General features: G+C 72.1%; 17 protein-coding genes. 5 read left to right on the forward strand and 12 right to left on the reverse strand.

The features are described 5' to 3' along the window. Positions 1 to 25: 25 nt before the first annotated feature. Entirely contained in the window at positions 26 to 469 is a 444-nt protein-coding gene (locus tag ACFWWQ_RS11300) for an ester cyclase (protein ID WP_384593751.1), read from the forward strand. A gap of 108 nt (positions 470 to 577) precedes the next feature. Here the strand turns inward: ACFWWQ_RS11300 and ACFWWQ_RS11305 are convergent, their stop codons facing one another. Further along, entirely contained in the window at positions 578 to 880 is a 303-nt protein-coding gene (locus ACFWWQ_RS11305) for a DUF397 domain-containing protein (RefSeq protein ID WP_384593754.1), read from the reverse strand. Beyond that, the gene (locus ACFWWQ_RS11310) at positions 861 to 1,703 is read right to left on the reverse strand and encodes a helix-turn-helix domain-containing protein (RefSeq protein WP_384593756.1); all 843 of its coding nucleotides are present in this window, start codon (positions 1,701 to 1,703) and stop codon (positions 861 to 863) included. The genes ACFWWQ_RS11305 and ACFWWQ_RS11310 overlap by 20 nt, the downstream gene beginning before the upstream one ends. Positions 1,704 to 1,817: 114 nt before the next feature. Between ACFWWQ_RS11310 and ACFWWQ_RS11315 the strand changes: the two genes are divergently transcribed. Both ACFWWQ_RS11315 and ACFWWQ_RS11320 read left to right on the forward strand, forming a co-directional pair. After that, on the forward strand, positions 1,818 to 2,048 hold the full coding sequence (locus ACFWWQ_RS11315; RefSeq protein ID WP_384593759.1) for a hypothetical protein: 231 nt from the start codon (positions 1,818 to 1,820) through the stop codon (positions 2,046 to 2,048). Further along, positions 2,045 to 2,308 carry a hypothetical protein gene (locus ACFWWQ_RS11320; RefSeq protein WP_384593907.1) on the forward strand — a complete coding sequence of 88 codons (264 nt, stop codon included), beginning with the start codon at positions 2,045 to 2,047 and terminating at the stop codon, positions 2,306 to 2,308. Before ACFWWQ_RS11315 ends, ACFWWQ_RS11320 begins: the two co-directional genes overlap by 4 nt. Here the strand turns inward: ACFWWQ_RS11320 and ACFWWQ_RS11325 are convergent. The 5 genes from ACFWWQ_RS11325 to ACFWWQ_RS11345 all read right to left on the reverse strand — a co-directional run bounded on the left by ACFWWQ_RS11325 (position 2,287) and on the right by ACFWWQ_RS11345 (position 8,791). Continuing rightward, positions 2,287 to 3,552, reverse strand: coding sequence for a hypothetical protein (locus ACFWWQ_RS11325; protein ID WP_384593761.1), 1,266 nt, complete (start codon positions 3,550 to 3,552; stop codon positions 2,287 to 2,289). The genes ACFWWQ_RS11320 and ACFWWQ_RS11325 overlap by 22 nt on opposite strands. Beyond that, positions 3,549 to 4,475: a hypothetical protein gene (locus tag ACFWWQ_RS11330; RefSeq protein ID WP_384593764.1), complete on the reverse strand. Its 927-nt coding sequence runs from the start codon at positions 4,473 to 4,475 to the stop codon at positions 3,549 to 3,551. The genes ACFWWQ_RS11325 and ACFWWQ_RS11330 overlap by 4 nt, the downstream gene beginning before the upstream one ends. Positions 4,476 to 4,800: 325 nt before the next feature. After that, on the reverse strand, positions 4,801 to 6,489 hold the full coding sequence (locus ACFWWQ_RS11335; protein WP_384593767.1) for a PTS transporter subunit EIIC: 1,689 nt from the start codon (positions 6,487 to 6,489) through the stop codon (positions 4,801 to 4,803). Positions 6,490 to 6,698: 209 nt separating this feature from the next. Then, positions 6,699 to 7,637, reverse strand: coding sequence for an N-acetylmuramic acid 6-phosphate etherase (gene murQ / locus ACFWWQ_RS11340; protein ID WP_384593770.1), 939 nt, complete (start codon positions 7,635 to 7,637; stop codon positions 6,699 to 6,701). 209 nt (positions 7,638 to 7,846) lie between these two features. Next, positions 7,847 to 8,791, reverse strand: a complete 945-nt coding sequence (locus tag ACFWWQ_RS11345; RefSeq protein WP_384593773.1) for a MurR/RpiR family transcriptional regulator — start codon at positions 8,789 to 8,791, stop codon at positions 7,847 to 7,849. A gap of 132 nt (positions 8,792 to 8,923) precedes the next feature. On the opposite strand from ACFWWQ_RS11345, the gene ACFWWQ_RS11350 reads away from it, so the two are divergent. Then, positions 8,924 to 9,286, forward strand: coding sequence for a hypothetical protein (locus ACFWWQ_RS11350; protein ID WP_384593776.1), 363 nt, complete (start codon positions 8,924 to 8,926; stop codon positions 9,284 to 9,286). 1 nt (position 9,287) lies between these two features. Then, positions 9,288 to 9,569: a DUF4031 domain-containing protein gene (locus ACFWWQ_RS11355; RefSeq protein ID WP_384593779.1), complete on the forward strand. Its 282-nt coding sequence runs from the start codon at positions 9,288 to 9,290 to the stop codon at positions 9,567 to 9,569. A gap of 90 nt (positions 9,570 to 9,659) precedes the next feature. On the opposite strand, the gene ACFWWQ_RS11360 is transcribed toward ACFWWQ_RS11355, so the two are convergent. From ACFWWQ_RS11360 to ACFWWQ_RS11380, 5 genes are all read right to left on the reverse strand, one after another. After that, positions 9,660 to 10,940, reverse strand: a complete 1,281-nt coding sequence (locus ACFWWQ_RS11360; RefSeq protein ID WP_384593895.1) for a Cmx/CmrA family chloramphenicol efflux MFS transporter — start codon at positions 10,938 to 10,940, stop codon at positions 9,660 to 9,662. 199 nt (positions 10,941 to 11,139) lie between these two features. After that, complete coding sequence (locus tag ACFWWQ_RS11365) at positions 11,140 to 11,808, reverse strand: hypothetical protein (RefSeq protein ID WP_384593782.1); 669 nt, start codon at positions 11,806 to 11,808, stop codon at positions 11,140 to 11,142. A gap of 44 nt (positions 11,809 to 11,852) precedes the next feature. Continuing rightward, positions 11,853 to 12,728 carry a transporter substrate-binding domain-containing protein gene (locus ACFWWQ_RS11370; RefSeq protein ID WP_384593785.1) on the reverse strand — a complete coding sequence of 292 codons (876 nt, stop codon included), beginning with the start codon at positions 12,726 to 12,728 and terminating at the stop codon, positions 11,853 to 11,855. Positions 12,729 to 12,815: 87 nt separating this feature from the next. Then, positions 12,816 to 13,670, reverse strand: a complete 855-nt coding sequence (locus tag ACFWWQ_RS11375; RefSeq protein ID WP_384593788.1) for a hypothetical protein — start codon at positions 13,668 to 13,670, stop codon at positions 12,816 to 12,818. Next, on the reverse strand, positions 13,667 to 14,128 hold the full coding sequence (locus tag ACFWWQ_RS11380; protein WP_384593791.1) for a hypothetical protein: 462 nt from the start codon (positions 14,126 to 14,128) through the stop codon (positions 13,667 to 13,669). The genes ACFWWQ_RS11375 and ACFWWQ_RS11380 overlap by 4 nt, the downstream gene beginning before the upstream one ends. Between the last annotated feature and the right edge of the window lie 147 nt (positions 14,129 to 14,275).

A 14,275-nucleotide genomic window follows, 5' to 3' on the forward strand; every position in this document is an offset into this window, starting at 1 on the left:
AGCACCTTCGAGTGAGGAAGAACAGATGACATCGCCTCTTGAGGTGAACCACCGTCGGTTCGTCGACGAAATCTGGTACCCGGAGAATGCCCCGAACTACGGCGTGATCGACGAGGTGATGGGCGAGAACATCGTGGTGCACACGCCGCTCGGCGACGTTCACGGACGCGCGGCGGTCAAGGACTACTTCAAGGCGTACCTGGCGATCTTCCCGAAGCAGACCATGGAGACGCGGGACTTCGTCGTCTCCGGGAACCGCACCATCGTCCGGTGGGACCAGGAAGCGACGCATGACGGCATGGAGTTCCTGGGCATCGAACCGGCCGGGAAGCAGATGTTCGTCACGGGTCTGACGATGGCGTACTGGGATGAGGACAAGGAGACCATGGACGAGATCTGGTTCTCCTTCGACTTGCTCGGCGCCGTCAACCAGCTCAAGCCGGCCGCTCCGGAGGAGAACGTCGGCTGACACCTGGGACGAGACCGGCGCACAACGTCGGCCCCTTTTCCCCCGCACGCACGCATCGGCCCCGGCTCTCCCTAGGAGAACCGGGGCCGACGCGTTCGCGCGTACCGCTCAGACCTCGCCGAACGACCCGGCATTGAGCCCGCCCACGAACCGCGCCCACGACGCGGCCCGGAACGTCAGCGCCGGACCCTCGGGCCGCTTGGAATCCCGTACGGGGACGATCCCGGGGACGCCGTCGGCGACTTCGAGGCAGTTGCCGCCGCTACCGTCGCTGTAGCTCGACTTCCGCCACTGGGCAGCACCGGTGAAGTCCCGGGCCACCTCCAGGCAGTTGCCGCCGCTTCCACCGCTGTAGCTCGACTTGTGCCAGGTCGCAGCGCTCAGGTCGTACTCACTCTTGCTTGTGTTCATCGGTGAATGCCTCCGCTGCCGTTTCGATCAGGGCCAGAGACGCTTCCGGTGACAGTGCGCTGGCCGCGAGGAGATCGTAGGACAGTTCGTACCGGCTCACCGTCGCTGGATCGTCCAGCAGTTGACCCGAGCCGAGGCCGTCAAGGTACGCGAGCGGCGGGGCGTCGCTGAAGGCCATCAGCTTGAGTGGGCCACCGAGCGCGGTGTGGGCTCCCGCGTCGAACGGAAGCACCTGCACGATGATGCGGTGGCGGCGGATGAGCGCGGCGACGTGACGCAGCGCCTCCGCCATCACCTTCCGTCCACCGGTCGTCCGGTGCAGCACCGCTTCGTCCAGCACGACCCACAACAGCGGATTTGTTGCGTCGTCGAGAAGCCTGGCTCGTTCCAGCCGCGCGGCGACCAGTTCGTCGATGAGCTTCTCGGTCGTCGTTGGCTGGTACGCGCGGAAAACGGCCCGCGCGTACGCCTCCGTCTGCAACAAGCCCGGGATCAGGCTGGGCGAATACTCCTTGATCGACGTCGCCTGTGCTTCCGCCTCCGCAGCTTCCGCGAAGTGATCCGGATACTTCGACTTCATGGCGGCGCCGCAGTTGCGGAAGAAGTAGCCGTCGGTCTTGAGGATGTCGTCTATCTTCTGCGCGTACTCCGGCAGCATGCGGCGCGTACCGGCTTCCAGTTGGCCGATGAACGAGCCGCTGACGAAGAGCAGCGCGCCCAGCTCGTCCTGGGAGAGACCGGCCTTCTCCCGTTGGTGCCGTAGCTCCGCGCCGAGCATCGCGCGGGGTGAGGAGGATGGATCGAGACGCTTGGGTCCGGGCATGGGAACTCCAGGTCGTACAGGGGATGTTGTTGGGTCTGCGCCCCTTTCCCAGGCTAGCCGAGTCCGGCCACGCTGTGTGTCGAATGTCATACACAGTGTGGAAGGTGGAGAACGATGGCGATGAGCGAACGGCGACGGCCGACGGGCACCGCGCTCGGAGAGGCGGACGACACCGTGCGCGCGCTGGACGAGGGGCTGCGGGCCCACGGCATCAAACTGCCGTCGCTGAGCGTCGATCCGGTGTCGTGCGCGATGGTCGACCCGCAGCCGCTCGTGGAGCTGGGCCGGTGCAACCTCACCACGGCGCGGCAGCTCGTGGACCTGCTGGCCCGGTGCGGCGAGTGAGCGCCGCGCGACGGCCGGAAGGGTCGGCCGGAGTGCGGCCCGGTGAGCCGCTGTGGCTGCGGGCCGGTGGGTACGCCGTCGACGTACGGGACGGGCGGCTCGGGCGGATCATGGGCCGGGAGGGCCCGTATGTGCAGCTCAGGCCGGCGGGCGGCGGCCGGGAGTGGGACTGCCCGCCGGAACAGCTCCGGGAGACGGTGCTGCGGGAGGAGCTGTGGGCGCGGGTCGCGGAGCTGAATCAGGCGAGCCGGTTGCCGTGAGCGGGGGCCGCTGCGCCCTCCTCGGGCGCGGCGGCTTCGTCGTCCTCGGATGCTGCGGTTCCCTTGGCCCGTCCGAACCGTACGCGGGCGAGGGCGGCGCAGAGGAGGGCGGCGAACGGGGCCGTGTAGAGGGCGTGGGTGAGGCCGGTGGGCGGGAGGAGCAGGCCGAGCATCTGGTCGAACGTCATGCTGCGGGTGGGGGAGTCCCAGAGGAGGGAGACCGTCCGCGTCGCGGCGTCGAAGCCGATCGCGCCCGCCGTGTAGCCGCACCATCCGGCCAGGGCCGCGCGGACGGTGCGCGGCAGGGCGTGGGTGAGCGAGGCGACGGCGAAGTGCGTGACGGCGAAGAGCAGCAGGAACGCCTGCCAGGCGTAGAGCAGGGCGAAGCGCTTCAGCAGCGGTTCGCCGCCGGGGAATTCCGGGAGGGACAGGCCGGTCAGGTTGCGGAGATCTTCCGCGCACGCTGCGGCGGCCTCGGAGGGCGCGCACCAGAAGCGGATCAACGGGTCCAGGACGTGACCCGGGAGGCTGCCCGCGACGAGCGAGAGCACCAGCGCGCCGACTGCGGTGGCGAGCAGTGTGGCGCCGACGCGTGACCAGAGGGTGGGCAGCGGGCCGCGGAGGCGCCGCAGCTGATCGCGTGCGCCCTCCGGGGGGCTGTCCGAGACGTCGAGGTCGAGGGCGAGCAGTGCCGTCGCGGTGGTGAAGCCGCCGATCAGGCCGAGGAGGACGGCGTGCCCGAGCCCGGCGTCCACGTCGATGAACAGGCTGTACGCGGTCATCCCACGAAGCGGCGGGTCGGAGGACAGCTCGGGCAGGCGGGTGAGGGAGAGCGCCAGCAGGTGCGCGGCCGGGGCGAGTACCGGCCAGACGGCGATATGCGCGTACGCCCTGGTCACGGCCGATTCGGGATCGCGGGGCGGGAGGGTCGTGCGGGTGGTGAGGGTGCGGGCCGCGGCCGTTAGCAGGAAGAGGAAGCAGGCCGTCCACACCGCCTCCAGGCCGAGGGCGCCCGCGCCCCTCGCGGTGCTGAAGCGGCGGACCGGCGAGACGGCGAGGAGGCGGAGTGCGTCGAGGACGTTCCCCGGGTCGGCGTCCGCGCCGGCGCGGCCCGCCCAGTCGAGCTGGACGGGGAGCGCACCGGTCAGATGAACGAGGGCGACAGCGAGGGCGGCGTAGGTGAAGGGGGAGCGGGGGGCGCGGAGGCGGCGGGTCCGGGTGGGGCCGGGCGCCGGGGCGGTCATCGGCGCTCCGCGGTGACGCGGAACGGCAGGCCGTCGTTGTCGATCGTCGTGGTGTGCGTCTCCTCGCCGTCCCACCAGGTCAAGGTGGCCTGCCACTCGACGTAGTGGGCCTGGCTGCGACCGACGAACTTCAGGTCGTAGACATCGGAGGTGGAGACGGTCGTGGGCAGTCGCAGCGGCTTCCGGTTGTATGCGTCGGCGGCGTCGCGGGCCGCCCTCTGGTGGGGGCTGGTCATCAAGTAATGCGCGGAGACCGGGCGGTTGAGGGGCAGCGTGTCCAGATCGACGTAGAAGATCTCCGGGCCGGGTCCGCCGCCGCAGTCGACGGTGGGCTGCGTCGTACCGGGGAGGGGCGCGCTGCGGCGCAGCACGGTGACGGAGAGGTCCCGGAGCTGAATGGCCTTGCCGAGGTTGCCGCGGATGCTGACGCTGGAGTCCACGGTCCCCAGGTGAGTGATCTTCCGGTCGCGCTCCCAGCGCGTGAGGGCGCGCGGGTCGGCGTTGGGGAGGGAGGCGCGGAGACCGTCTTGACCTGGGGCGACGCGCCAGGCCGTGGAGCAGGTGTCGTTGTCCTGGGCACTCGACAGCACGAGCGCGGGTTCGCCGAAGGCGGCATCGTAGGCGGCGGTGACCAGGGGCGTGGCGAGCGGGACGACGGCGATGGCGAGGCCCACCACGGCGATCTTCCGGTCGGTGGTGAGGCCGGTGAACCAGCGGTGGAGGCGGCGGAGGCGGCCGGGGGGTGCGTCCGGGGTCGGGTTTGGGGAGGGGCTCGGGTCCGGGGTGGGGGCCGGAGTGGGGGCCGGAGTTGGGGCCGGGGCCTGGTTCGGCTCCGGGGTGGGGGCCGGGGCTTGGTCCGGCTCCGGGGTGGGGCGGTCCGGAGGGACCTGGTCCGGTGGTGTGCGGAAGGTGTCGCGCGTCATGTCCCCCAACTCCCCGTCCTGTGACGATGCTTCGCGGGAAGGGTACTGGTCGGAGGCGTGCGCGGCACGGGGGTTCGCGGGTGGCCGAGGGGTGTGGGCGGTTCGCTGCGTGGGCGGTCCGTTGCCGGGGGCGCGTGCCCGTAACCGGAACCGCCGGACCGGACACGCGCGCGGGAAGCCGTCAGCCGTCGCTACTCGCCGACGCACACGAACCTCGACCGTTGGGAGGGCAAACCGTCGACGGGCTCCACGGGGTGGCCTGGTGTGCGGACCGCCGCGTGGCCAGCGCCGTTGGTGGCCGTGTGCCCGGTCGGTCGGCGTGCTGTCAGGTGGTGGCGGACCCCTTCGGGGCCGGGGCGAGGCCGTCGGCTATCCGCGCCGAGGCGGCGCCGGTGGCTTCCTGGGCGGGGCCCGCGGGAGCTTCCGTAGCCTCCGGCGCGGCGTCGGGGGACGGACCGCTCCCGGCGGCTTCCGGAGACGACCCGCTCTCCGGGGCTTCCGCGCCTTCCGGGGCTTCCGGTGCGGCGTTCAGCTCCGTGAGCATCTGGCGGCTGAAGCCGAAGAAGTACGTGGCCAGGAAGCCGGCGACATAGCCGACGACGAGCCCGATGCCGTAGATCGCGAGCGTCGTACCGATGCCGGTGACGCCGTTGAGCAGCGGGAACAGGGCCCAGCCGGATGGGCCGATGGCGGTGGAGCCGACCGCGTTGCCGAGCTGGTTGCACAGGCCGATGAAGCCGCCGCCGAACGCCCCGCCGACGCACGCCGTGATGAACGGGCGGCCCAGCGGCAGCGAGACGCCGTAGATCAACGGCTCGCCCACGCCCAGGAAACCGGCCGGGAGAGCGGACTTGATGGTGCGGCGGACCGAGGTGTTCCGGGACAGCCGGAGGTAGACGGCGAGGGCGGCGCCGACCTGACCCGCCCCGGCCATCGCGAGGATCGGCAGCAGCACGGTGTAACCCTGCTGCTCGATCAGGGTGGTGTGGATCGGTATGAGTGCCTGGTGCAGCCCGAGCATGACCAGCGGCAGGAAGAGCCCGCCGAGGACGAAACCGGCGAGCGCCCCGCCGTGCGCCAGCAGCCAGGTGGCGACCGTGCCGATGCCGTTGGACACCTCGCCCGCGACGAACATCAGGCCGTAGATCGTCACCAGGCCCGTGAGCAGCACCGTGAGCGTCGGCGTGAGGAGGACGTCCAGCGCCTCCGGGACGCGGCGGCGGCACCACTTCTCCACCTGGACGGCGAGCAGCGCGGCGGCGAGCGCGCCGAGGACACCGCCCTGCCCCGGGGAGAGCTTCTGGCCGAACGCCGTGATGTTCGCTATGCCGGGGAAGACGATGACCGCGGCGACCGCCCCGCCCAGGACCGGCGTCCCGCCGAACTCCTTCGCGGTGTGGTAGCCGACGAACACGGCGATCAACGACATGAAGCCGGAGGCGACCGCCGCCAGCGCCGGAACGACGGACGGCAGCCAGCCGAGGTTGGTCAGCAGCCCGTTGATCCCGGCGACGATGCCGCAGCCGATCAGCGCGGGGATCAACGGCACGAAGATGTTCGCGACCCGCCGCAGGAACAGCTTGAACGGGGTGGCGTTCCGGGCCTTCTGCCGCGCCTTGAGCGCGGCGCCCTGGGCGGCGAGGTCGGTGGCGCTGGGGGCGGCCGAGGCATCGGCGCCGTCGGCAGCTGCCTCCGGCACCGGCACCGGCACCGGCTCCGGCACCGGCAACGGCGCCGCCTCCGGCCCGGCGGCGCGTTCCTCGTCCACCAGCCGCTCGAACTCGGGGGTGACGCGGGCGACCGCCCCCGGGCCCAGCACGATCTGGTACGTGTCGTCCTCCACGACGCCCATGACCGCGGGCAGCGCCTTGAGCGCGTCGTCCCGGACCAGCGAACGGTCCCGGATCCCCAGCCGTAGCCGGGTCATGCAGTGCGCGAGGGAGGTGATGTTCCGGGCGCCGCCGACGAGAGGGAGGATCGCGGCAGCGGTGGCGCGGTTCTTGTCTTCGGGCATGTGCGGAGCCTTGCTGTGCGGACAACGGGGGAGGGGGCAAGCAGGTCGTATCGTGACGAATCGGGTGGGCGGAGGTCGCGGCGGTAGGGGCCCGCGACGGTGCGGGACTGTGGCGATGCGGGACTGTGATGACGCGGGACTGTGATGACGCGGGCTGTGGCGATGCGGGACTGCGACGGTGCGGGTCCGCCCGGGGTGCCGGGCCGGGGTCAGGCGGTGCGGGCCTTTTCCAGGGCCTCGCGCAGATGCCCGTGGGAGGCGTCGAGGAGGCGGGCGGCCGACGGGGCGTCGACCTCACCGAGCACGATCAGGATCGCGTGCTTCACCTCACCGTCCGCCGCCGCGAGGGCGGTCTCTATCTCCGCGTCGGAGGCGCCGGTGGCGAGCGCCACGATCCGCCGCGAACGGGCCTGGAGCTTGTCGTTGGACGCCCGGACGTCGACCATCAGATTCCCGTAGGTCTTGCCGAGCCGGATCATCGTGATCGTCGAGAGCATGTTGAGTACCAGCTTCTGCGCCGTACCCGCCTTGAGGCGCGTCGAGCCCGTCAGCAGCTCCGGACCGACGACGACCTCGATGCCGTGCTCCGCCGCCGCGGCCAGCGCGGAACCGGCGTTGCAGGACAGCCCGACGGTCAGCGCCCCGACGCGCCGGGCGTACTCCACCGCGCCGACCGCGTACGGGGTGCGGCCCGAGGCGGATATCCCGACGACGGTGTCCCGCTCGGTCAGCCCCAGCGCCGTCAGGTCCTCGGCGGCCAGCGCCTTGCTGTCCTCCGCGCCCTCCACCGCCGTGACCATCGCCGCCGGGCCACCGGCTATCAGCCCCAGCACCTTGGACGGGTCGGTGTTGAACGTCGGCGGGCACTCGCTGGCGTCCAGCACCCCCAGCCGCCCGGCCGTCCCGGCACCGGCGTAGATCAACCGGCCGCCTTCGGCCATCCGGGCGGTGAGCGCGTCGATGGCCGCGGCGATCCGCGGCAGCTGCGTGGCGACCGCGCCGGGGACCCTCGCGTCCTCGTCGTTCATCGTCCGGGCGATCTCCAGGGTGGAACGCCGGTCGATCTCGGCCAGCTCGGGGCGGAACGCCTCGGTCGTGAGCGTGTCCAACTGGGCCCGCAGATCTGCGTGGTCGGCTGTCGAAGTCATGTGGCGGCTCTTTCCGGCTCGTACGGACGGATCTGTACGACGTGCTGTGGTGCGGGTGCGGGTGCGGGTGCGGGTGCGGGTGCGGGTGCGGGTGCGGTCGGCGGGTGGGGCGTGGAGCGGTGCGGCGTGCCGGGCGGGGCCGGCGGATCGGTGACGGTCGGACGGGGCGCCGCCGGGTGGGGCGGCGCGCGGCGCGGTCGGCGGCGGGATCAGCGGTGCGAGCGGGGGGAGTGGCGGTGGGCGAGCGCTTCGTAGGAGGCGGACAGTGCGGGTGCCGCGGTGTCGTACGTGCGCTGCGCCACGCCTATGAACAGGCAGTCCACGACGAGGAGTTGACTGGTCCGCGACGACATCGCGGCGGGCCGCAGCTCGCTCTCGCGGGCCGTGGAGGTGGTCAGAATGTGGTCGGCGTACGAGGCGATCTCGCCGTCCGGACGGCCGGTGATCGCGATGGTCGTCGCGCCGTGGTCGAAGGCGACCCGCAGCGGCTCTATGACATCCGTCGTCCGCCCCGAATGGGTGATGGCGAGGGCGACGTCACCCGTCCGCATCTGCACCGCGTTGGTCACTGCGAGATGCGGATCGGCGTGGGCGTGCGCGATCAGACCGATCCGCAGCAGCTTCTGCACCAGATCCTGGCCGACCAGGCTGGACGCCCCGATGCCGTATACATCGATACGGCGGGCCGAGGCCAGCGCGGAGACGGCCGCCTCCAGCTGGGTGACGTCCAGCCCGGCGGCGGTGTCGGCCAGACACTGCTGCTCCTCCTGCGCCAGCTTCGCCACGACGTCGATGAGGGAGTCGTCGACCGCTATGTCGGCGGTGACGGCGGGGGCGCCGCCCGCGGCCTGCTGCGCGGCGAGCGCGGCGAGCGCGAGCCGCAGACCGCGGTAGCCGGGATAGCCCAGCAGCCGGGAGGTCCGCACGACCGTCGCTTCGCTGGTGCGGGTGCGCTCGGCCAGGCCGGTGACGGTGAGGGCGGCGCAGCCGGCCGGATCGCCCGCGACGGCCTCGGCGACCCGCAGCATGGAGCGGGTCATCGACGGACCGAGGGTGCGGACCTTGGCCGCCAGCGCCGCGGGGGCGGGCGGGGTCGGGGCCGGCCGGGACGTGACGGCCGCCTCGCTGAAAGTTTCCTTCACGCTGCTGCTCACGACTGAAAAGTAATTTCAACGGCAGGGCGCGTCAACACCTCCGCAACGGCCTGTGGACAACCGCGGCAGGGCCCGCCGCGGGGCTGTGGACGGCGGAGCGGACTGTCACCGGTCCGCGCGACAATGGACGACATGGAGCTGGAACAGGCATTGCACGCCGCGCGGGCGCTGGTCCTCGCCGACCTGGTGGCGAACGACGTCGCCGACGCCGACATCGTCTCCCTCGTCGAGGACGCGGTCGCCCACCGCCGCTGGTGGGTGGAGCAGTGGCCGGCCGGGGTGGAGTTCGTCGCCGGGCTGATAGCCCAGGACGTCCAGGACGCCCTGCTGGAGCGGTACGGCCGCTGGCCGCTGTGCCCGGTGTGCACGGAGTCCGGCGATCCGCACGCGCTCGACGTGGAGCCGGAGTTGGGCCCCGACCCGCACTGGGTCTGCCCCAAGACGGCGGTCGCGGTGGCCCGTGTCGGCAGCCTCGGCGCGCCTGCGGAGCGCTGAGGTGACGCTCTACATCGACCCGCCCATCTGGCCCGGGCACGGCCGCATGTGGTCGCACCTCGTCAGCGACGTGTCGTTCGAGGAGCTGCACCGCTTCGCCTCCGGAATCGGCGTCCCTCCGAAGGCGTTCGAGCGCGACCACTACGACCTGCCCCGGGAGCGCTACGACGACGCGGTGCGCGCCGGGGCGGTCGAGGTCGGCAGCAAGGAGCTGCTGCGCCGCCTGAGCGCCGCCGGTCTCCGCCGCCCCAAGAACCGCCCGCCGGACACCCGGGCGGTGTGAGAGGTGTCAGCGGCGCGCGGCCGGAGGTCAGCCGCGTGCGACCGGGCGTCAGCGGCGCGCGGCCGGGTGTCAGCCGCGTGCGGCCGGAGGTCAGCCGCGTGCGGCCGTCGCCGCGCCCTCCTTGGCCGGCTCCACGCCGTGCTCCGCACCCGGCTCCACGCCGTGCTCCGCACCCGGCTCCACGCCCGGCGCCGACGCGGCGACCACCCGGGAGCGGTGCGGCGCCCGGTGCAGGCGGAAGGCGACGAAGGTGACGGCGACCGCCACGGCGGCCAGCGCCGCGCCCAGCCACGCCGTGGACTCGTATCCCCACTTCGCGCTGATGGCCAGGCCGCCGAGCCAGGGGCCGAGGGTGTTGCCGATGTTGAACGCCGCGGTGGTCGTCGCCCCGGCCAGGGTCGGCGCGGCGTTCGCGACGTTGAACATCCGGGCGTTCAGCGCCGGAGCGGTGGTGAACGCCGTGACGCCCAGCATCAGCGAGAGTGCGACGGCGGCGAACGGGCTGTGCGCCGTCAGCGCCAGCGCCGCCAGCACCAGCGTCGACGCGGAGATGCCGGCGAACAGCGTCGGGAAGAGGTGCGCGTCGGCGACCCGGCCACCGATGAACGTGCCGATCAGCGCGCCGAGGCCGAACAGCGCGAGCACCGTCGGCACCCAGCTCTCCGCCAGCCCGGCGGTCTTGGTGAGCAGCGGCGAGAGGTACGAGAAGAGCGAGAAGACGGCGGCGGCGTTCAGCGCCGTGGCGGCCAGTGCCAGCCAGACCTGCTTGTCCTTGTAGATGGCCAGCTCACGGCGGAGCCGCGGCCGCTCCGCACCCGTCGGCACCTCCGTACGGGGCACCGCGATGACCACTCCTACCAGGCCGATCACCGCCAGCACGGCCACGGCCCAGAACGCCGAGCGCCAGCCCGCGTGCTGGCCCAGCAGGGCACCGGCCGGTACGCCCGCGATATTGGCGATGCTCAGCCCGCCGACCATGATCGCCATCGCCTTGGCCCGCGCGGTGACCGGCACCAGCGACACCGCGACGGCGGCACCGACCGCCCAGAATCCGGCGCACGCCAGCGCGCTCACCACCCGCGAGATGAAGAGCACGCCGTACGTCGGCGCCATCGCGCCCGCGACCTGTCCCAGACCGAAGACGGCGAGCAGGGCTATCAGCGTGGTGCGCCGCGGCAGCCGCAGCGTCGCGGCGGCGAGAACCGGTGCGCCCACCACCATCCCGATCGCGAACGCGGAGACCAGCAGGCCCGCTTGCGGAATGGAGACGCCCAGGTCATGGGCGAGCGGTTGGAGAATGCCGGACAACATGAATTCGCTCGTGCCAAGAGCAAATACAGACAGGCCCAAAACGTAGACAGCGGCGGGCATACGGGAGCGTTCGGAGGGGACAGGCATGTCCGCCACCAACAGCCCCCGCCCCCGCCGCATTCCCACCACACCTGCACCGTCCGGTATATCCAGATATGCCCGAGTCGGTCCGTCGTCGCTCAGCCGCTCAGCCGCTCAGCCGCTCAGCCGCTCAGCCGCTCAGCCGCTCAGCCGCTCAGCCGCTCAGCCGCTCAGCCGCTCAGCCGCTCAGCAGCGTCAGCTCCGTCGCCAGGTTGTGCCGGGCGACGCCCTCCCAGCGCTCCCGTCCGAGCGGGGTGCGGAACAGCCGGGGCAGGCCGAGGAGTTGGCGCAGCACCGCAGCGCGGCCCGCGGTGAAGTCCGGATCGGGCACGAACGCGTACTCCTCGCGGACGGCCGCCGCATACGCCGCGTACGCGTCCGGCGTCCCGGCGAGTACCGCCAGATCGGCGTCGCACAGCACCTCGCCGTCGCGGTCGCCGGGCTCCGGATCGTGCGTGACGGTGAGCCGGACCAGCCGCGCGACCTGCGCCGTACGGTCGGCGTCGAGGCCCAGCTCCGGCAGGGCGCGTTCGGCGAGCGCCGCGCTGCGCTCCTCGTTCTCCGAACGGTCCGGGCGGTAGACGGCGTCGTGGAACCACGCCGCCAGCTCGACGGTGCCCCGATCGTCGGCGTACGGGGCGAGTTCGTCGACCCGCTCCAGGACGGCCGCCAGATGCGCGACCGTGTGATAGCGGCGCTGCGGCTCCGCCCAACGGGCCAGCAGGTTCTCCGCGTACGGGGCCGGATCGGGGCCCGCCGCGCCTCGGGTGCGGGCCACGGTCGCCGCCCAGCGGCGGCGCAGCTCCGCCGCCGGGCCACCGGGCTCCGCTCGGGAGTCGGAAGTCATGCCGCCATTGTGGCGCGCCGGGCCGGACGGTGGCCCCGGGGCGGTCAGGAGGCGGGCGCGTCCCGGCACGACAGCTGGCCCACGGAGTCGGCGGACGGCTTGAACTCCGTCTGCCAGTTCTGCACGTGCTTGGTGATGGACGGCAGCGAGAGGTCGAAGTCCCGTTCCCAGTCCGTGCCGTTGAGATAGTCGCGCAGCTTGTCGCTGAGCTTGCGGCAGTCCGCTCGGTACTTCTTCGCGATGGCGATGCCGTAGTCGTTGGGGGAGCCGACGATGATGCCGGGCACCACCCGGAGCCCGGCGTACTTCTGGGTGAAGCCGTAAAGGATCATCTGGTCGGTGGAGACCGCCGTGGCCCGGCCCGTCCGGAGGTCGTCGATGCAGCGGGAGGCGTCGGCCACCTGATAGACGCCGACCCCGTCGTACGCGGGCTTGTGCAGCTCCTCGAACGAGGTGGTGCCCTTCCAGGTGCAGACGGCCCGCTTCTTGAGATCCTCCAGCTTCTTGATGCGACCGGCGTCCTTGGACCGGATCATGACGCCCTGCGACGTCGTCGCGTACGGGCCGATGAAATCGATGTCCTTCATCCGTGACGGGGTGATCGAGAACGTCGCGGCGACCAGGTCCTTCTTGCCGTCGGCGATCACCTGACCGCGGTTCTCCGACGGCACACTGCTGAAGTCCGGCTTGGCACCGACCCCTTCGAGCAGATGCTGGGCCACGGTGATGTCGAACCCGGTGAACTTGTAGGTGGCCTCCTCGCCCGTGCCCGGCTGGTCGTTCTTCACCCCGACCGACACCGACTGCTGGTCGAAGAGGGTCGGCGGCCGGTCGTCCGCACAGGCGGACGCGGTCAGGGCGGTCAGGGCGAGCAGCGCGGCGCTGACGAGGGCGCGGCGCCGCGATGCGGCTGAAGTCATGGAATCTCCCCGTTGTGCGTGGTGTGACAGGTGATACGCGGCGGCCGTGCGGGCGTACGCGGTGGGCGGCCACCGGAGCGGCCCGGGTCAGGAGTCGTGCAGCACGGCTGCGACGGCCCGGATGTCCGTCCGGCAGTTCTGCCCGGGATCCTTCTCCGTCAGCGTCACCTGGATCCGTACGGACGTGGCGCCGGAGTTCAGGACGAAATCCAGGGGACGGCCGGAGCGGACCGGCGCCTGGACGGGCGCACCGCCATCCATCAGGTACGCGGTCGCCGTGGTGCGGTACGAGCAGGCCGGGGCGCTCGGATCATAGTCCGACACGGCCAGGGTCAGCCGGAGCCGGTCGCGGTGCTCGCGGAGCCCGGCGGGCCCGAGGGTGAAGGCGACGGTGTGGTCCCGGCCCGTCAGCGGCAGGGTGCCCGCGCGCTGCACCTGGCCCGTCACATCGACATCGGCGTGCGTGGAGGCGTACTGGAACGAGAGCCAGCCGCCGACCGTCGCCAACACGGAGACCAGCGACAACGCGCCCACCGCCGCCACGCTCGGCGTCTTCCGTATCAGGACCCGCACGGCCCCCGCGGCGACCGCGAGGACGGCCAGCGTGATGCTCAGCGCGTACTGACCGGCCGGGCCGTGCGGATCGGTCGTCTGGGCGATCACCAGGGCGGCGCAGGCCAGCAGCAGCGGTAGCCAGCGGGCGCTGGGGTGCATCACCCAGCGGATGATCACGTTCCTGATGTCGTTGGCGGCGATGGAGTGCGGGCCGGTGGTGACGGGGTTGTTGTGCCGGACGTGGTGGGTGTGGACCTCGGGGGTGGGGTCGGTGGGGGAGGCGGTGCCGGAGTCGGGCCCGGTGTCGGCCGTGCGGCGTTCCTTTCCGGGGGAGGGCGTCGGTCTCTTGGCACCCCGCGAGGGACGCGGCGATTTCCCGCGGCTCACGAGGCGCGCCCGGTGTCCGTGCCGCCGCCCAGATGGACGGTGCCGTTCACCACGCCGATCGCGGCGGAGTGATCCCCGTACGTGGTGGGGGAGTTGATCGTGGTGCCGGAGAGGTGCGGGGCCATATGGGACAGGAATCCGGCGGCGTCCCGCGCGGTGACGGGACCGGCCAGCCAGTCGGCCATGGCCTCCGTCAGCGCCTGCCGTTCGGCGTCGTCCAGCCGGGCCAGACGGGCGTCCAGCGAGGTGGCGCGGTCCACGTCGAGCACGGGCGCCGCGCCGCCCCCGAGGCGGTCGCCGTCGCGTCCCAGCAGCCGCCGGAAGAAGCCTTCCCCGGCGTCGACCGTGCGCTCCGTGATCCGCTGCTGGGCCGCGGTGAGCACGGACGTACCGAGGCTGCTCGCCGCCATCGCGAGATACGGAGCTATCTCGGCGGATACCGTCGCCAGTTCTGACATGTGCATCTCCCCCTGCCGGCGGGCCGCGTGCACCATGCCGCAACGCCCTTACCGGGAAAGCGTGTTACCCATATCCTCCGGTTTTCACACCCTCTTCTCAAGTGGGTCCGCAGGGTACGGAAGAGGGCGCCTCCGGTGGCCGGGCGC

This window comes from Streptomyces sp. NPDC059080, from assembly GCF_042739975.1.
GTDB classification, from domain to species: Bacteria; Actinomycetota; Actinomycetes; order Streptomycetales; family Streptomycetaceae; genus Streptomyces; species Streptomyces benahoarensis.